This is a genomic window from Parathalassolituus penaei, from assembly GCF_026626885.1.
Taxonomy (GTDB): Bacteria; Pseudomonadota; Gammaproteobacteria; order Pseudomonadales; family Oceanobacteraceae; genus Oceanobacter; species Oceanobacter penaei.
Window position 1 is genome coordinate 12,036 of the sequence record NZ_JAPNOA010000055.1, and the last position, 20,996, is coordinate 33,031.

Genomic DNA, 20,996 nt, shown 5'->3' on the forward strand with positions numbered 1-20,996 from the left:
CCTTTGATGATTTTTGACAGGTTCCTACTTACATGACTGCAAAGCTGATTGACGGCAACGCCAAGGCCAAGGCCATTCGCGAAGAAATTCGCACCCGCGTGGATGCACGCCTGGAAAAAGGTCTTCGCGCCCCTGGCCTCGCCGTCATCCTGGTGGGTACAGACCCGGCATCCCAGGTATATGTGGCGCACAAGCGTCGCGACTGCGAGCAGGTCGGCATTATCAGCAAGGCATATGATTTGCCAGAAACTACCACACAGCAGGAATTGCTGGATCTGATCGAAGAACTGAACCAGGACGCTACTGTTGACGGCATTCTGGTTCAGCTGCCACTGCCAGCCGGATTGAGCTCTTCCGAAATTCTGGAGCGCATCGACCCGAAGAAAGACGTTGATGGCTTCCATCCGTTCAACATGGGTCGCCTGGCTCAGCGCATTCCAATGCTGCGCCCTTGCACCCCTGCAGGTGTTATTGATCTGCTGGATGCCACTGGCGTGGATATCAAAGGCATGCACGCCGTTGTCGTTGGTGCTTCCAATATCGTTGGCCGTCCAATGAGCCTCGAACTGTTGCTGCGCGGCTGCACCGTTACTACTTGCCACCGCTTTACTGCCAATCTGCAACACCACGTTGGCGAGGCTGATTTGCTGGTTGTGGCAGTAGGCAAACCTGGCATCGTCAACAGCGAATGGATCAAGCCAGGTGCACTGGTTATTGACGTGGGTATTAACCGCGGCGCCGAAGGCAAGCTGGTTGGTGATATTGATTTCGACACCGCCGCCGAGCGCGCTGGTTTTATCACTCCGGTTCCTGGTGGCGTTGGCCCAATGACTCGCGCCAAACTGCTGGAAAACACCCTGTTTGCCTGCGAAGAACTGCATTCCTGAGTTCAGAGCACGCATCAAAAAGCCCGATCATTGATCGGGCTTTTTTGTTTTGAGCAACCGGGGCATTGCAAACCGAACAACCGTCAGCTTTTGCTACCCGTGTAGCGGTACCCCACCCCACGCACACTGATAATCAGCGCTTCTTTTGAGTCGGCCGTGTCACGCAAGCGAGCACGCAACCCCACCATATACTGATCGAGTGCTCGACTATTGGGGAGATGGGCATGACCCCAACCGCGGTTATAGAGTTCATCCCGGGTTACTGCCAAACCTGCCCGCTGCCATAAGAGCTCCAAGAGATGTAAATCTCTGACGCTGATCAACTGCGACTCCCCGTCCGGAAACAACACTTGCAAGCGCAGAGGATCAATCCGACGATTCCCAAACAGGAAGCCGGCTGGTGCCACTTCGTGCTGCAGATACGGCAATCGCCTGCGCATGACCGCTATTCTGGCAATCAACTCCTCCACATCAAACGGCTTGGTCATATAGTCGTCTGCGCCTGCTTTCAGCCCATCCAGCTTGTCCTTGCCACGACTGCGCGCAGACAGCATCAGGATTGGCATAACCGGATGCATCTTGCGCAACCGTTTGCAAAGAGCGTCACCGCTGGCACCTGGCAACTGCCGATCAAGGACACAAAGGTCCGGCATCTGATGAATCAGAATGTTTTCCGCTTCTTCTACTGACGCGCACGTCAAACAGGCATATCCCTCTTCCGTCAGGAGCATTTCCAGACCAGCTCGCAACGCTGGGTCGTCCTCGACCAACAACAGGCTATACATGACAGTCGCCTCCTGTAGCGACCGAACGTCGCTGTGTTTTCGTAGACGCCATCGGCATCGCAACAACAAGCCGATAAAACCGGCCGTCGAATGTTTGCTGGCAGCGCCATCCGTTCAGTCGCATTTGCCACAAGCATGAACGCAAACCAATGCCCGATTGCCAACGCATGGGTGTCGACTTGTGATTCGACACAGCTTCAGACATCCAGCGCAACTCCAGCTTGTTGGCATCGGTGACCAGCCAGATGTGCACGCGCCCTCTCGGCGAATACCTGCAAGCGTTATCCATCAAATTATCCAGCACTCGCGACAAGCCACTGACACTCCCACAGACGCTGCATGGAGCCATTCGGGAAATATCGGTGACGACCTGGATACCAGCGTTTTCAAGAGCAGGTTTCCAGGTGGCAATTTTGGATTTCAGATGGGCCTGAATGACAGAGCACTCAAGATGTGGTTTCTTGTTAAAGTCAAAGACAACGGTATAACCAAAACTCCGAAAGTTTGAGAGTTCCAACGCACTCCCCGTCATCAACGACGCCCGCTGCTGTTCGCTTTCGAGAACATCCAGATGTGGCGACACCTGTTCCGAATGTCGCCGCAACAACGCCAGATAAAGGCCAATATTGGCAAGCGGCATACGTAAATCGTGCAAAACTTCATCAATACGTTCACACAACCAACGCAGCCGAACTCGCAGCAGCAAAACCATGAGAACAGCAAGCGCCGCCAGCAGGCTGACCAGGACCAAAGCAGTCGTAAAAGGAAACCCGACATACTCGTTTGCAGGAATATCGATGTTATTGGCAGCCAACCAGCGTTCAGAGAAGGCCAGACACACGACCAACTCATTTGGAATCGGACTGCAATTAACCCAGGCCGGCCCAGTGCTCAGATACAAGCGCTGCCAGTTCAATGAGGCATCCATTCGAATGGCATTCATTACCGGGAGCAACTCAGCCAATAAACTGGACTCAGCCCATGTGGTCATACCGGAAGCAGACGGAAATATGCGTGCGTCGCCATCCCACATACCCGCAAACTCGACACCATCGCCCTGATATACCAGATTACGCAGGTAAAACGCGGCATCGTCAGTGGCATTAACCGACTCAACCATTGGCTCCAGACCAGTCAGTTGTTGTCGATACACAGCGTCAAGAGACAAGGGCTGTGTTAATGGAGGGCATATCTCGCTCAGAAAGGCCGCCAGCAGCGACACCACTACCAGAGCAGAAAAAACAAAATGACGCATACAAAACTCCGTTGCAAGCAATCAACGGATAGTCGATCTTTTCGAATGGCAACGCTACCCACCAAAGGTGCCATGCCCTCACTACCTTGGAGTTGTCAGCAGAATTTCCCCCCCTATTCCGCTGTGGCTGCCCATCTTTATTTCAAAAATGGCCCAATACTTTTCAAAACCCAATAAAAAAGGCCGCTAACGTTTCCGTTAGCGGCCTTTTTGACTATCAGTTACTGACGGGACCAGGTGGTACCCTCAGGACTGTCGCGTAACACAATACCCTTGGCCAGCAGCTCGTCACGAACCGCATCGGCGGTTTTGAAGTCTTTGGCTTTTTTTGCATCGGCACGTTTGACGATCATGGATTCAACCCATGCAGCTTCGTCTTCATCCGCACCACCCTGCAGGAATGATTGAGGATCAGACTGCAAGCATCCCAGAACAGAACCCAGGAACTTCAGCTGACCGGCCAGAGCCGCCTGTTCTTCACCACTGGTTTTGTTAATAGCACGCGCCAGCTCGAACAGCACTGCGATTGCTTCCGGAGTATTGAAGTCGTCATCCATAGAGGCATGGAAGCGCTCGGAATACTCGTTGGCCAGATCCTTGACCTCTCCCACTTCGATGCCAGCCAGAGTGTTATAGAAGCGATCCAGTTTGGTCTGGGCTTCTTTCAGGCTGTCTTCGCTGTAGTTAATCGCGCTGCGGTACTGGCTGGACAGCAGCAGGAAGCGCACAACTTCCGCTGGGTACTTATCCAGAATCTCGCGAATGGTAAAGAAGTTGCCCAGAGACTTGGACATCTTTTCGCCATCAACACGCACTGCGCCAGCGTGCATCCAGGTGTTTACGTAACGCTGTCCAGTCGCCGCTTCGGACTGGGCAATCTCGTTTTCATGGTGTGGGAACTTGAGGTCCGGACCGCCACCGTGAATATCGAAAGTATTGCCCAGGCAGCAGGTCGACATGGCAGAGCACTCGATGTGCCAGCCTGGACGACCAATGCCCCACGGCGAATCCCAATGCGGCTCTTCCGGCTTGGCTGCTTTCCAGAGCACGAAGTCCAGCGGGTCCTGTTTCAGTTCTTCAACCTCAACACGAGCACCGGCTTCCAGCTCATCCAGAATCTTGCCAGACAGCTTGCCGTAGCCTTCAAACTTGCGAACCGAATAATACACATCACCATTGCTGGCGGCATAAGCAAAACCCTTGTTGATCAGGGTTTCAGTCAGGCTGACGATGCCATCAATGTGGGCGGTAGCACGTGGCTCGGCGTTTGGCGCCTCGATACCCAGCAGCTCGGCGTCCTTGTGCATTTCAGCAATAAAACGCTCGGTCAGGGCATCAAACGGCTCACCGTTTTCCTTGGCACGTTTGATGATCTTGTCGTCGATGTCGGTGATATTGCGGATGTAATTCACTTCGTACCCACGATGGCGCAGGTAACGGGCGATCACATCAAACGCCACCATCACCCGCGCATGGCCCAGGTGACAGAAGTCGTACACGGTCATGCCGCATACGTACATGCCAACCTTGCCAGGCACCAGGGGAACAAAGACTTCCTTTTGACGGGTAAGGCTGTTGTAAATGGAAAGCGTCATGAAATATCAGTCCTTACTGAGTTCTTTGTCTTCGCGCAGACCAATGGTCAGGTTGAAGACCGGCTTGTCAGCCGTGTGATCAAAACGGTCAGAGACGAAGTAACCTTCGCGCTCAAACTGGAAATGGGTTTCAGGGGCAACCGCCGCCAGGGCTGGCTCAACCAGGCCTTGCACAACAGACAGGGATTCCGGATTCAGGTATCCCATGAAGTCGCCATCAGTCTTGTCTGGAGTCGCGTGATTGAACAGACGCTGATACAGACGCAGTTCAGCCGCCACAGCCTTGTCGGCAGACACCCAGTGCACAACGCCTTTTGGCTTGTCGCCATCTTCCGGATCAACACCCAGGGTGTTTTCAATCAGTTTGGCGCGCACCAGAACGACGGAACCGGCTTCGTCTTTTTCGTAACCAGTCGCCTCAATTACATAGGAATGACGCAGACGGATACGTTTGCCCGGAGCAAATTTCTTCTTGAACTTCTTGGAGTATTCTTCCTTGAAGTCGTCCTGATCGATGAACACTTCGCGGGTGAACGGAATATCACGACTGCCCAGATCCAGCTCGTGGTGGTAGGCAGCACTCAAGGATTCCAGATGGCCTTCTGGCAGATTCTCGATCACTACTTTCAGTGGATTGATCACACACATGCCACGCGGTGCATTGTGGTTCAGGTCATCACGTACGGCGTGTTCCAGCATCGCCACGTCAACCATGCCGTCGCTGCGGGTTACACCAATCATGTCACAGAAGTTACGCAGGGAGCGCGGAGTGAAGCCACGACGACGCATGCCGGAAATGGTTGGCATACGTGGGTCATCCCAGCCAGTCACGACTTTGTTGTCCACCAGAGATTTCAGCTTGCGCTTGGAAGTCACGGTGTAGTCGAGGTTCAGACGACCGAATTCATATTGCTTTGGCTGCGCTGGCACTGGCAGATTGCTCAGGAACCACTCATACAACGGCTTGTGATCTTCAAACTCCAGAGTACATACGGAGTGAGTCACGCCTTCCAGCGCGTCCGACTGACCATGGGTATAGTCATACGTCGGGTAGATGCACCATTTGTCACCGGTCTGGTGGTGATGTGCCTTGCGGATACGGTACAGGATCGGGTCGCGCAGGTTCATGTTGCTGGAAGCCATGTCGATTTTGGCGCGCAGCACACAGGCACCCTCGTCGAATTCACCGGCACGCATTTTTTCAAACAGCGCCAGGTTTTCTTCAACGGAGCGATTGCGGAATGGGCTGTCCTTACCGGCTTCGGTCAGGGTGCCACGGAATTCGCGGGCCTGTTCAGGGCTCAGGTCACACACGTAAGCCTTGCCTTCGCGAATCAGGTGCAGAGCCCACTGGTACAGCTCATCAAAGTAGCTGGAAGCGTAACGAACATCACCATCCCACTTGAAGCCCAGCCATTGAACATCCGACTGGATAGCATCAATAAACTCCTGGTTTTCCTTTTCAGGGTTGGTATCGTCAAAACGCAGGTTGCATACACCACCGAACTGCTCTGCTACACCGAAGTTCAGGCAGATGGACTTCGCGTGCCCTACGTGAAGGTAACCATTTGGCTCTGGCGGGAAGCGAGTCACTACCCGGCTGATCTTGCCGGAGGCCAGATCGTCTTCAATGATTTTGGCGATAAAGTTATTGCCGCGGACAGTTGCTTCAGTCATATACACCCGTTTCAGGTCGAAAATTGAAAGGCCGCCCCGTCTGTTCCGATACAGAGGCGCTGTCAGGCCGTCAAAAAGCCGCTATTATACGCGGCCTCGTATTTTTTTAGATACCCGTTTTATACCGTGCCCGGCTGCGGGCCTACAACCGGAAGAGACAACATGATCCTGCTCAAAACCAACTTCGGCGACATCAAGATCGAACTGAACCACGAAAAAGCGCCTAAAACCGCTGCCAACTTCGAAGCTTACGTAAAAGACGGCTTCTACGACGGTCTGGTTTTCCACCGCGTCATCGATGGCTTCATGATCCAGGGTGGCGGTTTCAAGCCTGGCATGAGCGAAAAAGCCGAGAACAAGACACCAATCGAAAACGAAGCTGACAACGGCCTGACCAACAAGGCTGGCACCATCGCTATGGCCCGCACCATGGATCCACACTCTGCCAGCTCCCAGTTCTTCATCAACGTGAGGGATAACGACTTCCTGAACCACAGCAGCAAAACCATGCAAGGTTGGGGCTACTGCGTATTTGGTGAAGTTGTAGATGGTATGGACGTGGTTAACCGCATCAAGGCTGTTAAAACCACTACCAAGATGGGTCACCAGGACGTTCCAGTTGAAGACGTGATCATCGAAAAAGCGGAAATCATTGCCTGATGACCGTTTATTTCATCTCCGATCTGCATCTGGAGCCGAGTCGCCCTGCCCTTGCAGACGGCTTTCTCCGATTCATCAACAGCCTGACGGACGCTGAAGCGCTGTATATTCTCGGCGATTTCTTTGAAGTCTGGATCGGTGATGACCTGCAAACCCCTTTCACAAAACTGGTGGAAGAGGCTTTGCGGGGACTGTCCGAGCGCGGCTGCAAGGTTTACATCATGCATGGCAACCGTGACTTCCTGCTCGGACAGGCATTCTGCCAGCGTGCTGGCGCTAGCCTGATTGACGAAGGCACCTGTCTGACACTCGGCAACGAACGCATTCTTTTGTTACACGGCGACAGTCTCTGCACTGCAGACGTGGAATACATAAAAATGCGCGGTCTGTTCCGCAGCCCGACCTGGCAACAGCAAATCCTGTCAAAAACCATCGAAGAACGCATTGCGTTTGCACGCCAGGTACGGGACGAAAGTCAGCGTAAAGGCCAGATGCAAAGCATCGAAATCATGGATGTGACTCAGGACGAGGTAGTAAACGTTATGCAACAGGCGGATGTCCATACCCTGCTGCACGGTCACACCCATCGCCCTGCGGTGCATCACTGGCAGGAGAATGGCCAGAGCATGACACGTATGGTGCTGGGCGACTGGAGCGACCAGCAAGGCTGGATGGCACGTTGGACCAGTGAGGATGGTTTGCAGCTGAGCGAGTTCGAACTCTGATCAACTGCTTCCCACCTTCCAATAAAAAGCCCGGTTAAACCGGGCTTTTTATTGTTTGAAATCCGAGGTTTTATTATCGTGAAGCAAACCTCGACGAGGCATCTCTGAGGCCCGTCACACCTCGCCAAATTGCAATGGCTCAGGTTCAAGGCGAACCCCAAAACGCTGCCAGACATCATCAGCAACCGCATTCTGGAGAGCACGAACATCAGCAAGCGTCGCCGCACCGTTGGTGACCAGCACCAAAGCCTGACGATCATGCATCCCCACAGTTCCTAACCAGCGACCTTTCCAGCCAGCCTGATCAATCAACCAGGCAGCAGCCAGTTTCAACTGGTCAGCACGTGCCGCCGGATACACCGGAATCCCCGGATACTGCTGCTGCAGTCTTTCCACTTGCACACGATCAATCACCGGGTTTTTAAAGTAAGAACCTGCATTCGGCGTAATTGCTGGATCAGGCAAACGCTCGCGGCGAATGTCGCACACCCGTTCGATCAGCTGTTGCGGTGTTACAGATGCAGCATCCAGAGTGGCCAGCGGGCCATAAGACAAATCCGGTTCAAACCGACGCTGCAGGCGAAACACCACCGACAGCACAATAAAGTCATTCGCCAGCTCTCGCTTGAAAACCGAATCACGATAACCGAAACGGCACTCCTGTGCCGATATCGTGCGCAGCTGCCCGGTCGAGAGCTGAAATCCACGAACCTCATCTACCAGATTGCCGACCTCAACTCCGTACGCACCGATATTCTGGATAGGTGCAGCACCAACGGTCCCCGGAATTAATGCGAGGTTTTCCAGACCATGTCCATATGCCGGACTCTCCAGCACCCACTCATGCCAGTTTTTGCCAGCCTCAACCTGAATACGTACGTGCTCGGCAGCACCTCCCAGAACGGTCACTGCTGTCATCGCCGAACGCAGCACCAACGCCGGAACCGATGATCCCAACAGCACGTTACTGCCACCGCCTAACATCATCACGGGCAAACGCGCAGCGCCAGCCTGATCCAGTAATGACAGCAAATCCGAAACGGTTGAGAACTCGGCAAATGCAGCTGCACGCCCCGCCAGACGCAAGGTATTGGCAGAGGTCAGATCATGGTTTTGAGCAACAGGAATCACGATAAACGGGTTTTCTGCAAATGAGAGAGGAGATTACGAGACGCGACTTCAACCAGATCCAGGACATGATCAAAACCGTCATCACCACCGTAATAGGGGTCGGGCACTTCTACAGGTCCCGGCCGTTCGCCGAATGCTTCGAGAAACAGCTCGGGCAGCGCGCCGCGATTACCATGACGGGCGCGCAGCTGACGCAGCTCGGCGAGATTTTTGCGATCCATCGCCAGCACCAGATCAAATGTATCGAAATCATCAACACTGACCTGACGAGCACGTTGCGCCGTCAGATCATAACCACGCAGCGCAGCCGCCGCACAGGTTCGCGGATCAGGAGCTGAACCAACATGCCACCACCCGGTTCCTGCTGATTCAACATGAATCACATCAGCCAGCCCGGCTCTGTTAACCATATGGGCAAATACGCCGTGCGCGGTTGGCGAACGACAGATATTACCAAGGCAAACAAACAGAACCGACAGCGGCTGATGATTGGCCATGTTATTCCGCATCAGCTGCAGGGGCAGCGGTTTCGGAACGTTCCATTTTTTCTTCAACGCTCATACGGCGGGCTTCGCCTTCCAGCATAACAGGCACGCCATCCTGAATCGGGAAAGCCAGGCCATCAAACGTACACAGCAACTCCTGGGCATCCTTGTCGTACTTGAGTTTGCCTTTGCACAGCGGGCATACCAGCATCGCAAGCAATTGTTTATCCATCAGTCTTTACCTCCCCAGGTCAACAACAGGGCTTCCAGCGCCTGCCGGGTCTTGCGGGTCAACACCGCTTCTACCGGCAGGTACCAGCTATTTTCAGTCACAAATTCACGACACTTCACCCAGTCTTTTTCGGTCATCACAACCGGGTGTTTGTCTCCAAACTGCAAATCTTCCGGCTGATAAGGATGATGATCCGCGAACACATGTTCGATTGGATTCATCCCCAGTTTGCGGAGCGTTGCAAAAAATCTTTGAGGGTTTCCAATACCCGCAACCGCGTGTACTGTCCGCCCTTCGAGGCGCATAAAATCAACTTCAAGGCCGCTGGCTGCGTTTATCAGGCTGGATGGCTGCAGAATAAAATCTTCGCCATTACGAACCACCAGATCAACGGATTCAATCCGCTCCACCGGCTCACGCAACGGACCAACCGGCATCAGCCAGCCATTACCAAAGCCGCGCTCATGATCAACCACCACAACCTCAGCCACCCGAGGCATGCGATAGTGCTGCATACCATCATCACTCAGCACCAGGTCAACCTCGTTGGCGAGGCTCTCCACTGCGCGACGACGATCCGGATCAACCACGACCGGACACCCCAGGCGATTAGCCAGCAATTTCGGTTCATCACCACAAAAGGCAGCATCCGTATTGGCCTGAACCCGCAATGGGTATTGCCCACCGCTGGAACCATAACCGCGACTGACGATACCGACCCGAATCCCCAGTTCACCGCCACGACGTGCCAACCAGGTGATAAGAGGAGTCTTGCCAGTACCGCCCACGGCGATGTTACCAATCACAATCACCGGCAGCTTTACGTCAACCGGCGGTCGCAGGGTAAACCACACCCGCCGCGCCGACGCAATCATCCAGAACAAGGCATGCAGAGGCAACAGCCACAGATTTCCAAAGGCCGATGGCGAATACCAGTTGTGTTCAATCCTGGCCGCCACTCGCTTCCAGAAACCCTGCTTTGCATCCTGCATGCCGGTTATTCCTCGCCAAACTGCATCTGGTAAAGCGTGGCGTACACACCACCTTTTGCCAGCAACTCCCGATGAGAGCCATCTTCCACAATACGACCACCATCCATAACCAGAATGCGGTCAACCCGTTCAATGGTGCTGAGGCGGTGCGCAATAACAAAGGTCGTCCTGCCCTTCATTACCTCTTCCATCGCCGCCTGAATGTGACGCTCGGAGCCGGTATCCAGCGCCGAAGTTGCCTCATCCAGAATCAGTACCGGTGCGTTCTTGAGGATGGCACGTGCAATCGCAATGCGCTGACGCTGACCACCGGACAACAACACGCCATTTTCGCCGAGCCAGGTGTCGTAACCCTGCTCGAGCTTTTCGATAAACTCATCCGCATGAGCAGCGTGAGCGGCAGCACGAACCTGTTCGTCAGTGCAATGACGCAAGGCGCCATAAGCAATGTTGTCGCGAACCGTACCGTTAAACAGCGTCACTTTCTGGCCCACAATCGCGATCTGCTCACGCAGACTGGCCAGGGTCAGTTCGCGAATATCTTCCCCGTCCAGACGAATACAGCCGGATACCGGCTCGTAAAAGCGCGGAATCATATTTACCAGACTGGTTTTGCCTGAACCGGACTTGCCCACAATCGCAACAGAAGTGCCGGCCGTCACAGTAAACGTAACCGCATCCACCGATGGCGTAACCGCACCATCGTAGGTCAGGGTCAGTTGATCGAACTCCATATCACCACGAGCAGGCACATCAAGAGTACGAGCACCGTTATCCGGCTCTTCCGGGCCATCGAGCACCAGGAAAATGGATTCAGCCGCAGCAATCCCTTTCTGGATCTGGGCATTGATATCAGCAAGGGAGCGAATCGGCTTGGCGATCAGGGAAGCAGCGGTCATAAACTGCAGGAACTCGGCAGCCGTCATGGACCCACCCTGAACCCGCAGGAACATGATGTACACCATTACACCCAGACCAACCGATACAATCTGCTGCGACAGCGGCACACTGATGGCGTTAGTCAGGTCGAACTTCAGTGCCTGATTACAGTTTTTCTCACTCACTTCAGCGAAGCGTTTCTGCTCGTGCTCAAGCGCACCGAAGGACCGCACTTCGCGATAGCCCTGAACCGTTTCGTTGGTTACCTGGGTAACATCACCAACTGACTGCTGAACCCGACGACTGTAGCGACGGAAAAAACGGCTCGACAGACCAACAACCGCCACCATTAACGGTGTGATCGCAATAAATACCAGAGTGAGGGTAAGGTCGAGATACATCAGATAAGCCATCAGGCCAATCACGGTCATTCCTTCTTGTGCAAACGTTGTGAGAGCTCGGGTCGATGCGCCGGTAACCTGGTCAACATCAAAGATCACACGAGAAATCAGGCGACCGGACGACTCACCGTCATAGTAGGAGCTGGGCAAACGGGTCATCTTGTTAAATAACTGGGTGCGCAAGCTGTGCACCACGTTGCGGGCGACCCGGGCCAGAAAATATTTGCCCAGAAAGGTACCGATACCACGGTAAAAGAAAGTGCCCATCAACAGGGAGATCAGCAGAAAAATCGCCGACTGGGTCGGTTCACGCAAAGTTTTCTCTACCAACCCCATCAAATGAGCCATAGCAGGCTGGGACGAAGCAAACAGTGCAAAACCGATGACGCTGACACCAAAGGCCACACGATGTGGCCATACATAAGAGAGCAACCGGGTATACACCCGGTATGCAGACCGCGTTTCCGCGGTAGATTCAGTTTTCATTTTCAGATTGGCGGGTAGTAATGCTGATATTGACCAAACCTAATTGGCCTGCGGCATCCATCGCACGTACAACGGCTCCGTGAGGAGCGCGGGAATCGGCGGTAATCACCAGCGGAGCGGTCTGACGTTCACCCAGTTCGTGGCTGATACCACGTTTGAGTGAATCAACCTGCTGATTGATCAACGCCTGATTATTGATGCTGTAGTTTCCTTCGGCAGTCACCACAATCTCGATCGCCCGTTCAGGAGCGTCGCTCGGCTGAGCCGTCGCTTCTGGCAGATCCAGATTCAGGTGACTTTCCTTGGTGAAGGTTGTCGACACCATGAAGAAAATCAGCAGCAGGAAAACAATGTCAATCAGAGGTGTCATGTTAACTGACACCTCCTCACGTTGCTGACGCTTGAAATTCACCGGGCGGCCTCTGCGCTGTCGACAACTTCACGATCACCGTGCAGAACGTCCACCAGTTTGATGGCTTCCTGCTCCATGAACACCACGATCTCATCCACACGACGTTGCAGGATGCGGTGACAGATCAGCGCCGGAATGGCGACAATCAGACCGGCTGCAGTCGTGATAAGAGCTTCGGAAATACCACCGGCCAACGCACCCGACTGACCAGTCCCCTGAGTCATGATCTCAGTAAACACCTGGATCATACCGAACACGGTACCCAAAAGGCCCATCAGCGGAGCAACCGCAGCAATGGTGCCCAGAGCGTTAAGGTAGCGCTCCATGTCATGAATCTCGTGGGATGCAACTTCCTGAATACTCTCTTTCATAATCTGACGACCATGACGGGAGTTAACCAGGCCAGCCGCCAGCACACGCCCCAGAGAGCTGGTTTCTTGCAGCTCACGGATACGGTCAGCATTCAGCTGCTTGTTTTTCATCCACGCCCATACCTGGGCTAACAAATCCGGCGGCGCGATTTTGGAAATACGCAAGGTCGCGAAGCGTTCGCCACAAATTGCCAGGGCCAGTACCGAACAGAGGATAATCGGTACCATCATCCATCCACCACTCTGGATGATCTCAAACATGCGGGCATTCTCCTTGATTCAAATTGCGCGCTACTCTAGCACAAGGGATTGTCATGTATAAGACATGACAGTCATGGCTATCAGGGACTTCAGAGCTGTCGCCATACAGGCTGCCAACCAGTCCGCATTCCCAGAACCGAACCATCCGGCTTCATTTCTATTGCACCCACCTCGGCGGTGTTGCGCCATGAGATATGCAACTGGCGTAATCGTTCCAGAACATCCTCATGCGGATGCCCAAAATGATTATGAAAACCCGCCGAGAACCACACTTCTCTGGGTTTTGCGGTCTCCAGAAACGGCCGGGATGAGCCACTCCGACTGCCGTGATGACTGGCAACCAGAACGTCTGTGCGCAACTCGTCGCCGTAACGACCAACCAGCAACTGCTCATAAGCACTGCTCAGATCACCCATAATCAGAATTCGTTGACCGAACCACTCCAGCATCACCACACAGGAATGATCGTTATCGTCAGCAGTTGCCATCAGAGGAACCAGCAGAAAACGCCAGCGTCCGTCATTACCAAACACATGCCAGCGATCGTCCTGCTGATGACAGTCCAGGGCAGAATTCAAAGATTCGATGTGTTGGCCGACATACCAGTCACGCACAGCCGCGCCACGTTTTAACAGGCTTGGCACTCCACCGGAATGATCCTGATCACTATGACTGACCACGACATCCAGAACTCCCGCACCCTGACGCAAAACCGGAATAATCACCAGATCAGCCACACTGAATTCATCGGAGTAAAGAGCGCCAGTGTCATACAACAAGGAATGACCGTTGGCACTGGCAAGCAGTGACAGTCCCTGCCCAACATCCAGCAGTAACAGGCGCTCGGGAACCGCTGGTGGAACCATAAACAACACCACCACACTGGCGATCGTTCCCAGCGCGGCCCGCCATGGGCTGGCGCCGAGATACAACAAAACCAGCAACCCGATCCATATAACCGTCAAACCGATACCCGCTCCAGAGAGGATCGGCAGCGGCACTCGTGCCGCCCACTCCAGCGACTGCCACCATACATCACCAAACCAAACCAGAGGTTCGGCAAACCACCCACCCGGCCATATTACGTTCAGCAAGACCAGCGGTAGCATCACAAAGCCCAGCACAGGAATTGCAACCGCATTGGCCAACAGATGCACAGGCGACAGCGGTTGCAACCAGCTGAGCGCCACTGGCATCAGCCCCACAAAGATCAGCCACTGCGGACGCCAGATACCCTCCAGCCACGACATATTCCGTCCCGACAAAAACAGCAACAACAGCAGCACAGCCAGCATCGAATAGTGAAACCCGGACGACAGCACCATCAGCGGATTAATCACCAGTATCACCAGCAGCGCGACGGTCCAGCCCAACAACGGCGAAATTCGCCAACCACTGCCGTATACCAGCAACAGTACCACCAACATCAGCCAGGCTCGCTGCAAGGCAACCCCTGCTCCTGCCAGCCACAGGTAAAAACCGGAAAGGATGAGCATCAACAAAGCACGGATCAGCCGGGACTCCTGCCAACGCAAAACAAAAACGGCCATTCCCGCTAACGCTAACAGGCGTATGACAAGCGCCAGCAGACCATACAAAAGCGCACAAACCATTCCCAGATGCAGACCACTGACCACCAGTAAATGCAGAGTTCCGGTCGCCTGCGCCACCCGCCACTGTTCTGCTGTGAAGGCGTCCTGCTGCCCCAACACCAGCCCGGCAATCCAAGGCCACACGTTGGCCCCTTGCTGTACCTGTTGCTGCTCCAGCCAGCGCTGCCGCCAACCGCCATTTGCAGCCACCGGAGCTAGCGAAGAAACACTACGAATGTATCCGCGCGCATCGACCTGCTTACGCAGCATCTGGCCTTCATAATCAAACGGCAATCCGTTCACCATGCCACGCAGCGCCCGCAGCCGCACCACGCCCTGCAAACGCTCACCCACGACCGGCAATCGGTGGCTGAATGCACCTTTGCGCCCATACCAGCCCAGTTTCAAACGTCGAATATCAACGCCAAGATCATCCGGCGCTTGCAGCACCGTCACCTGCAGACTTCGATAATTACCGCTGTCGCGAACATTATCGATTTCCAACAGCAGATCAACGTCCTCACCATCCCGCTCGACTGGCCAGCGATGAGACAACTGCTCCGCCAGCCAGAATTGGGTCCAGAGCATCAGCAAACAGCCAATTCCAAGCACCCACAACAAGCGTTTTCCAGCCATCGCATTGCGGTAACAATTAACCGTTACACATCCACACAGAATGACCAGAATTGCCAACAGAAACAGACTCGTCGACTGCGGTAGGATTACTGAAGAGGCGATCAGGCATGCCCAAAACATCATTGGATGTTGCATTGCTACTCCCTGCCAATGGCGGCATAATCACCGCGCTTCACAGCTATGGCCTTTTCCATGCCCAAAAAATTACTCAAGCGTTTCTTCCCGTCCCCTGAGCAGATCAAGGCCAACAAGTCGCTTCGTTTTTTGTCGCCGCTGTTTGCCAAACCGAACCTGTGGCATTTGAACAGACGTTCGGTTGCGCGTGCTTTTCTCGTTGGTTTGTTCGCAGCCTTTGTTCCGATTCCGTTCCAGATGGTCCTGGCTGCACTGATCGCGTTTTATGCCAATGCCAACGTTCCGATTTCCGTTGGAATGGTATGGCTGACCAACCCGATCACTATCCCGCCCATTTATTACGCCACCTACAAATTTGGTACCTGGATACTCAACACTCCACCTCGTGATTTCCACATCGAAATTTCTCTCGATTGGGTACTTAACGAACTGGGTGCGGTCTGGGAACCGTTGCTGGTCGGCTGTATTACCTCGGGTGTACTGTTGGGTGTTGCCGGTTACTTCCTGATTCATCTGTTCTGGCGACTGCACGTGCTGGACAACTGGAAAAAACGTGCACTTCGCCCAAAAAAGCCTCGCAAGACTGCTGTTGATCCTGCTGCTCACTGAACACAGGAACAACCAATAAAAAACGGCCGCTATTGCGGCCGTTTTTTATTGTGCGTACTCAGACGATTTCAACGAGCGACTGGTTACGCAAGCGCATACAACGATTCATGCGGCGCGCCAGGGTTTCATCGTGGGTCACCAATACAAACGCCGTTTCAACCTGACGCACCAGCTGCACCATCAACTCTTCGACCTGAGAAGCCGTTTGCTGATCGAGGTTACCGGTCGGCTCGTCCATCAACACCAACGCAGGCTTGTTCACCAGCGCCCGCGCAATCGCCGTACGCTGACGCTCACCACCCGACAACTCCGACGGCTTGTGGTCAGCACGGTGAAGCATACCCAGCTGTTGCAAACATCCCATTGCCGCCCGCATGGCCTCTGCAGTCGGCACACCCGCCAGCAATTGTGGCAGCATGACGTTCTCCAGTGCTGAGAACTCAGGCAACAAATGGTGGAACTGGTACACAAAGCCAATCTTGCGATTACGCACCCGGGTACGTTCAGGCTCACGCAGCGCGTGAAGATCCTGCCCAGCCAGCAGTACCTGCCCGGCATCCAGAGAATCCAGACCACCCAGAACGTTCAGCAAGGTTGTTTTACCAGAGCCGGACGCACCCACAATCGCCAGGGTTTCACCGGGCTGCAGAGTGATATCAATATTCTGCCAGACGGTTACGTCCTGCGGCCCCGTGGTGTAAGTCTTGCGCAGTCCTTTGGCAACCAGCACAGGCTCGCGCGTTACCGGATTATTCATAACGCAGGGCCTCCGCAGGTTGAACTCGAGATGCACGCCAGGATGGATAAAGGGTGGCCAGGAAACTCAAGGCCATAGCGGAAGCAATCACCACCACCACGTCTTCAAGCAACAGCTGGCTTGGCAGATAGGAAATGAAGTACACGTCAGCACTGAGAATCTGGAAACCGAAGACTTTTTCAACAAAGGCGACCAGGTCAGAAATGGTCAGCGCGGCAATAACACCGAGCAAACCGCCCGCCACAACACCCACCAGACCAATCGCCACTCCCTGAACCATAAAGATGGCCATGATGGTACGCGGACTGGCGCCCATCGTCCGCAGAATCGCAATATCCGCCTGTTTGTCAGTCACCACCATCACCAGCGTTGAAATAATGTTGAATGCGGCCACCGCCACAATAATCATCAACAACAGACCAATCATGGTTTTTTCCATCCGGATGGCGGCAAACAGATTGCCGTGCGTTCTGGTCCAGTCACTGCCGGAGAACTGGCCATCGAGGTTGTTCACCAGCTGCCAGATACGTTCCGGAGCATCAAACAGGTTGTCGAATTTGATCCGCAGCGACTCCGCCTGACCATTAATACGCTCCAGATGGCCCGCATCTTCGAGGTTGATCACCCCCAGATTGGCATCCAGTTCAGCACCCACCGAGAAAATGCCCACCACCGTCAAACGACGGACTCGTGGCAGAACACCAGCAGGTGTCACACTGGCTTGCGGAAGCATCAGGGTGATGCTGTCACCCGGCGCAACATCCAGACTGCGAGCCAGCAAGTCGCCCAGCATCACGCCATAGCTGCCAGGCTCAAGATCGGCCAGATGCCCAAGAGTGATGTGATCCGGCAGAATCGAAACCTTGCCTTCTTCGGCAGGATCAATACCGGTCAACATCACACCCTTGACCCGACCATTGGCGGCCAACATGCCCTGAATACGGGTCAGCGGCGCCACGCCAGCAACACCCGGAAAGGCCTGAACCTGACGAGCCAACGAACGCCAATCCTGAATTCCACCGGTCTGGTAGAGAACACCGTGAGGCACCATACCGAGAATGCGCTGGCGCAATTCGCGGTCAAAGCCGTTCATAACCGACAACACCAGAATCAGCACCGCGACCCCAAGAGTCATGCCGATCATCGAGCTGGCTGAAATAAAGGAAATAAAATTGTTACGACGGCGTGCCGACAGGTAACGCAAACCGATACCGATGGGCAATGAACCGGGTGACAGGGACATAAGCCAGGAAACTCCAAAGCAAACTGATTAGCCGATTGAGACAATCGGTGGCGGCGCAAGTTTGCCCGACTCGACAACGAAAGGCGACCCGCCGACTATCCGACAACAAAAAAATAGACATAATGCCCGTTCAGGATTGTCCGACATCACAGTGAGAGCCCCCGTGAACAAACGCATGCCGGCGGAATGGGAACCGCAAACCGCCGTACAACTGATCTGGCCCGACCGCAGCAGTGACTGGGGTGCAAGCCTTGGCCGTGTTGAGCCGGTATATCATGCCATTGTGGCGGCCATCGCCCAGTATCAGAAGGTCATCATCAGTGTGGCCTCGCGCGCCGACCAGTCACGCCTGGCGCATCTGTACCAAAACCAGCCGATGGTCAGTGTATGGTTGGCTGACAATAACGACACTTGGGCACGGGATACCGGCCCGCTCAGTTGTTATGAAAATGGCAAATTGCGCCTGCTCGATTTCCGCTTTAACGGCTGGGGCAATCGTTATGCCTGCGACAAGGACGATCGCATCACTGCAACCCTGCATCGGGCCGGTGCTTTCGGCGATGTTGTTATGCACCGACAGGAATGGATACTGGAAGGCGGCAGTCTGGAAACCGACGGCCGCAACACCCTGCTGACCACCGAATCCTGTCTGCTCAATCCGAACCGCAATCCGGGATTCACGCGCCTGCAAATCGAACAGATGCTGCTGGAGTATCTCGGCATTGAACGGGTGATCTGGCTCACCAGTGGCAAACTGGAAGGTGACGACACCGATGGCCACATCGATACACTGGCGCGTTTTTGCAACCCACACACCATCGCCTATTGTCAGGCGCGCCATTCCGATAGCCACTATGCCAGCCTCAAAGCCATGGAGACCCAGCTTCAGGGACTGCGTCAGCCCAATGGAGCGCCGTACAACCTGATGCCTTTGCCATTACCGTCGCCCATCCACAACAGCGAAGGTAAACGCTTGCCCGCGACCTACGCCAACTTCCTGATCATTAACAAAGCGGTACTGGTACCTGTCTACGATGTGCCAGAAGACAGCATTGCCATTGAACGTCTGATGCAGAGCTTCCCGTCTCACCGTATTCACCCCATCAATTGCCGCGCCCTGATCGAACAATTCGGCTCCCTGCACTGTCTGACCATGCAGATTCATCAGGAGACTGATCATGGCCGTCGCTGAACCAAACAAACCAGCCGCATTACCAGCCAGATTAAAAGTAGCAGCCATTCAGCAGGCCTTTGCCGGAACCCCTGCCGCGACCTTTGCCAATACCGTAGAACATATTCGCGCGGCCGCCGAGGCTGGCGCCCAGCTGGTCTGTTTGCAGGAATTGCATGGCAATCGCTATTTTTGCCAGCACGAATCTGAAGAACTGTTTGACCTCGCCGAACCGCTGAATGGCCCAACCAGCCAACAACTGGGGGCACTGGCAGCCGAACTGGGAATCGTTATTGTCGGTTCGATTTTTGAACGACGAGCCCAGGGCGTGTTTCACAATACCGCCGTGGTGTTTGACAACAGCCCGGAGCTGGCCGGCTTCTATCGCAAGATGCATATCCCCGACGATCCTGGCTATTACGAAAAATACTATTTCACGCCGGGCGACGCGCACTCACCGGGTTTTCAGCCGATAGTAACCTCCGTTGGGAAACTTGGCATTCTGGTGTGCTGGGATCAATGGTATCCGGAAGCCGCACGCCTGATGGCTCTGGCCGGTGCCAATCTGCTGATTTACCCAACCGCTATTGGCTGGGACCCAATCCAGCAGGCAGACGAAAACCAGCGCCAGCTGGAAGCCTGGATGACAGTGCAACGCGGACATGCCATCGCCAACCATTTACCTGTGATCAGTACCAATCGCTGCGGTTTTGAAGGCGACCCAAGCGGCCAACGCAATGGCATTCAGTTTTGGGGTAACAGTTTTATCTGCGGCCAACAGGGTGAATTTCTGGCCAGAGCAAGCGAGGACCAACAACAAACGCTGCTGGTGGATATCGACATGAGCCGCACGGCACAGCTGCGCCGCACCTGGCCCTACATGCGGGATCGCCGCATCGAAGCGTTTGGCGACATCAGCAAACGCTGGCGCGACTGAACTCAAGTAACGAGGGACGGTGCAATCCGGGAATCACACGATTGCTGCTCAGCGAATCAGCTCAAGCAGTGGTAACACCCCAATGGCAACCAGGTAACCGTTTTCATCAAACGACAGCAAGGTTGCATGATCAGGTTCCGGCACCACCCCAGCCAGATCCACAATATTGGCGCGTTGGGTGACCAGCACCAGCGGCTGATTCAGCGGCTGCTCCATAATCCAGCCTTTCAAGGCCTGACCTTGCAAGCCATCAACATAGTTGTTAACCAGTTGCGGGTTCAGCATCGGCAACAGATGCACCACCCCAAGCCCCAGACGGGTTGCTGTTTCAATTGCCGCACAGTTTTCGCTGGAATACACCATCGCTTGTTTGAGGTCGTGTCGACGCAGAGTCCGGTAATAACGCAGACTGCGATTCACTCCGATCGAGGTCAGATTCATCTGCTTGTAGCAGTCATGTTCCTTGCCCTGCTCCTGAGTGCCAGCCGGGGAAGCGTCAGCCGCCTGTACCAGCAGTATATGTCCCGGTTGGTGGGCGCGCTGCCAGAGATTACGCAGTTGCTGACGTTCCTGCAGGGTTCCGGTTTGCTCAACGGCCAGACACATACTGGCACAAAGACAAGCCACCAAGGCCAATAGGGATTTCATGGATGTACTCCTTCAGGCATTACAGCAACTCTAG

General features: G+C 54.4%; 21 protein-coding genes. 6 read left to right on the forward strand and 15 right to left on the reverse strand.

All coding sequences use genetic code 11. The features are described 5' to 3' along the window. The first annotated feature begins 32 nt into the window (after window positions 1–32). Complete coding sequence (gene folD / locus OUO13_RS14550; protein ID WP_283174623.1) at window positions 33–887, forward strand: bifunctional methylenetetrahydrofolate dehydrogenase/methenyltetrahydrofolate cyclohydrolase FolD; 855 nt, start codon at window positions 33–35, stop codon at window positions 885–887. 83 nt (window positions 888–970) lie between these two features. Here the strand turns inward: folD and OUO13_RS14555 are convergent, their stop codons facing one another. From OUO13_RS14555 to OUO13_RS14570, 4 genes are all read right to left on the reverse strand, one after another. Further along, the gene (locus OUO13_RS14555) at window positions 971–1,672 is read right to left on the reverse strand and encodes a response regulator transcription factor (RefSeq protein WP_283174624.1); all 702 of its coding nucleotides are present in this window, start codon (window positions 1,670–1,672) and stop codon (window positions 971–973) included. Further along, window positions 1,665–2,927, reverse strand: coding sequence for a sensor histidine kinase (locus OUO13_RS14560; protein WP_283174625.1), 1,263 nt, complete (start codon window positions 2,925–2,927; stop codon window positions 1,665–1,667). The genes OUO13_RS14555 and OUO13_RS14560 overlap by 8 nt, the downstream gene beginning before the upstream one ends. Window positions 2,928–3,148: 221 nt before the next feature. Beyond that, window positions 3,149–4,522 (reverse strand): cysteine--tRNA ligase, encoded by a 1,374-nt coding sequence (cysS, locus tag OUO13_RS14565; protein WP_283174626.1) that lies wholly within the window; start codon window positions 4,520–4,522, stop codon window positions 3,149–3,151. Between the two features lie 6 nt (window positions 4,523–4,528). Continuing rightward, entirely contained in the window at window positions 4,529–6,199 is a 1,671-nt protein-coding gene (locus OUO13_RS14570; RefSeq protein WP_283174627.1) for a glutamine--tRNA ligase/YqeY domain fusion protein, read from the reverse strand. A 162-nt stretch (window positions 6,200–6,361) separates the two neighbouring features. Here OUO13_RS14570 and OUO13_RS14575 point away from each other — a divergent pair, with 162 nt between their 5' ends. Both OUO13_RS14575 and OUO13_RS14580 read left to right on the forward strand, forming a co-directional pair. Beyond that, window positions 6,362–6,859, forward strand: a complete 498-nt coding sequence (locus tag OUO13_RS14575; protein WP_283174628.1) for a peptidylprolyl isomerase — start codon at window positions 6,362–6,364, stop codon at window positions 6,857–6,859. After that, window positions 6,859–7,584 (forward strand): UDP-2,3-diacylglucosamine diphosphatase, encoded by a 726-nt coding sequence (locus tag OUO13_RS14580; protein ID WP_283174629.1) that lies wholly within the window; start codon window positions 6,859–6,861, stop codon window positions 7,582–7,584. The genes OUO13_RS14575 and OUO13_RS14580 overlap by 1 nt, the downstream gene beginning before the upstream one ends. Before the next feature lie 114 nt (window positions 7,585–7,698). On the opposite strand, the gene murB is transcribed toward OUO13_RS14580, so the two are convergent. The 8 genes from murB to OUO13_RS14620 form a co-directional block, all read right to left on the reverse strand. Beyond that, complete coding sequence (murB, locus tag OUO13_RS14585; protein ID WP_283174630.1) at window positions 7,699–8,715, reverse strand: UDP-N-acetylmuramate dehydrogenase; 1,017 nt, start codon at window positions 8,713–8,715, stop codon at window positions 7,699–7,701. Further along, complete coding sequence (locus OUO13_RS14590) at window positions 8,712–9,212, reverse strand: low molecular weight protein-tyrosine-phosphatase (RefSeq protein ID WP_283174631.1); 501 nt, start codon at window positions 9,210–9,212, stop codon at window positions 8,712–8,714. Before OUO13_RS14590 ends, murB begins: the two co-directional genes overlap by 4 nt. 1 nt (window position 9,213) lies before the next feature. Then, window positions 9,214–9,432 (reverse strand): Trm112 family protein, encoded by a 219-nt coding sequence (locus OUO13_RS14595; RefSeq protein ID WP_283174632.1) that lies wholly within the window; start codon window positions 9,430–9,432, stop codon window positions 9,214–9,216. After that, window positions 9,432–10,424 (reverse strand): tetraacyldisaccharide 4'-kinase, encoded by a 993-nt coding sequence (lpxK, locus tag OUO13_RS14600; protein ID WP_283174633.1) that lies wholly within the window; start codon window positions 10,422–10,424, stop codon window positions 9,432–9,434. The genes OUO13_RS14595 and lpxK overlap by 1 nt, the downstream gene beginning before the upstream one ends. A 5-nt stretch (window positions 10,425–10,429) precedes the next feature. Then, window positions 10,430–12,190, reverse strand: a complete 1,761-nt coding sequence (gene msbA / locus OUO13_RS14605) for a lipid A export permease/ATP-binding protein MsbA (RefSeq protein WP_283174634.1) — start codon at window positions 12,188–12,190, stop codon at window positions 10,430–10,432. Further along, on the reverse strand, window positions 12,180–12,602 hold the full coding sequence (locus OUO13_RS14610; RefSeq protein ID WP_283174635.1) for an ExbD/TolR family protein: 423 nt from the start codon (window positions 12,600–12,602) through the stop codon (window positions 12,180–12,182). Before OUO13_RS14610 ends, msbA begins: the two co-directional genes overlap by 11 nt. Continuing rightward, window positions 12,599–13,234, reverse strand: coding sequence for a MotA/TolQ/ExbB proton channel family protein (locus tag OUO13_RS14615; RefSeq protein ID WP_283174636.1), 636 nt, complete (start codon window positions 13,232–13,234; stop codon window positions 12,599–12,601). Before OUO13_RS14615 ends, OUO13_RS14610 begins: the two co-directional genes overlap by 4 nt. 89 nt (window positions 13,235–13,323) lie before the next feature. Beyond that, window positions 13,324–15,597 (reverse strand): DNA internalization-related competence protein ComEC/Rec2, encoded by a 2,274-nt coding sequence (locus tag OUO13_RS14620; RefSeq protein ID WP_346429361.1) that lies wholly within the window; start codon window positions 15,595–15,597, stop codon window positions 13,324–13,326. A 57-nt stretch (window positions 15,598–15,654) separates the two neighbouring features. Here OUO13_RS14620 and OUO13_RS14625 point away from each other — a divergent pair, with 57 nt between their 5' ends. Beyond that, window positions 15,655–16,206: a DUF2062 domain-containing protein gene (locus OUO13_RS14625; protein ID WP_283174638.1), complete on the forward strand. Its 552-nt coding sequence runs from the start codon at window positions 15,655–15,657 to the stop codon at window positions 16,204–16,206. Window positions 16,207–16,264: 58 nt separating this feature from the next. Here OUO13_RS14625 and OUO13_RS14630 read toward each other — a convergent pair whose 3' ends face one another. Together OUO13_RS14630 and OUO13_RS14635 are read right to left on the reverse strand one after the other, a co-directional pair. Beyond that, window positions 16,265–16,963, reverse strand: coding sequence for an ABC transporter ATP-binding protein (locus OUO13_RS14630; protein ID WP_283174639.1), 699 nt, complete (start codon window positions 16,961–16,963; stop codon window positions 16,265–16,267). Further along, complete coding sequence (locus OUO13_RS14635) at window positions 16,956–18,206, reverse strand: lipoprotein-releasing ABC transporter permease subunit (protein WP_283174640.1); 1,251 nt, start codon at window positions 18,204–18,206, stop codon at window positions 16,956–16,958. The genes OUO13_RS14630 and OUO13_RS14635 overlap by 8 nt, the downstream gene beginning before the upstream one ends. Window positions 18,207–18,369: 163 nt before the next feature. Here OUO13_RS14635 and OUO13_RS14640 point away from each other — a divergent pair, with 163 nt between their 5' ends. Both OUO13_RS14640 and OUO13_RS14645 read left to right on the forward strand, forming a co-directional pair. Then, entirely contained in the window at window positions 18,370–19,398 is a 1,029-nt protein-coding gene (locus OUO13_RS14640) for an agmatine deiminase family protein (RefSeq protein WP_283174641.1), read from the forward strand. Next, the gene (locus tag OUO13_RS14645) at window positions 19,385–20,314 is read left to right on the forward strand and encodes a carbon-nitrogen hydrolase (RefSeq protein WP_283174642.1); all 930 of its coding nucleotides are present in this window, start codon (window positions 19,385–19,387) and stop codon (window positions 20,312–20,314) included. Before OUO13_RS14640 ends, OUO13_RS14645 begins: the two co-directional genes overlap by 14 nt. A 48-nt stretch (window positions 20,315–20,362) precedes the next feature. Here the strand turns inward: OUO13_RS14645 and OUO13_RS14650 are convergent, their stop codons facing one another. Beyond that, window positions 20,363–20,962: a histidine phosphatase family protein gene (locus OUO13_RS14650; RefSeq protein WP_283174643.1), complete on the reverse strand. Its 600-nt coding sequence runs from the start codon at window positions 20,960–20,962 to the stop codon at window positions 20,363–20,365. Window positions 20,963–20,996 lie beyond the last annotated feature (34 nt).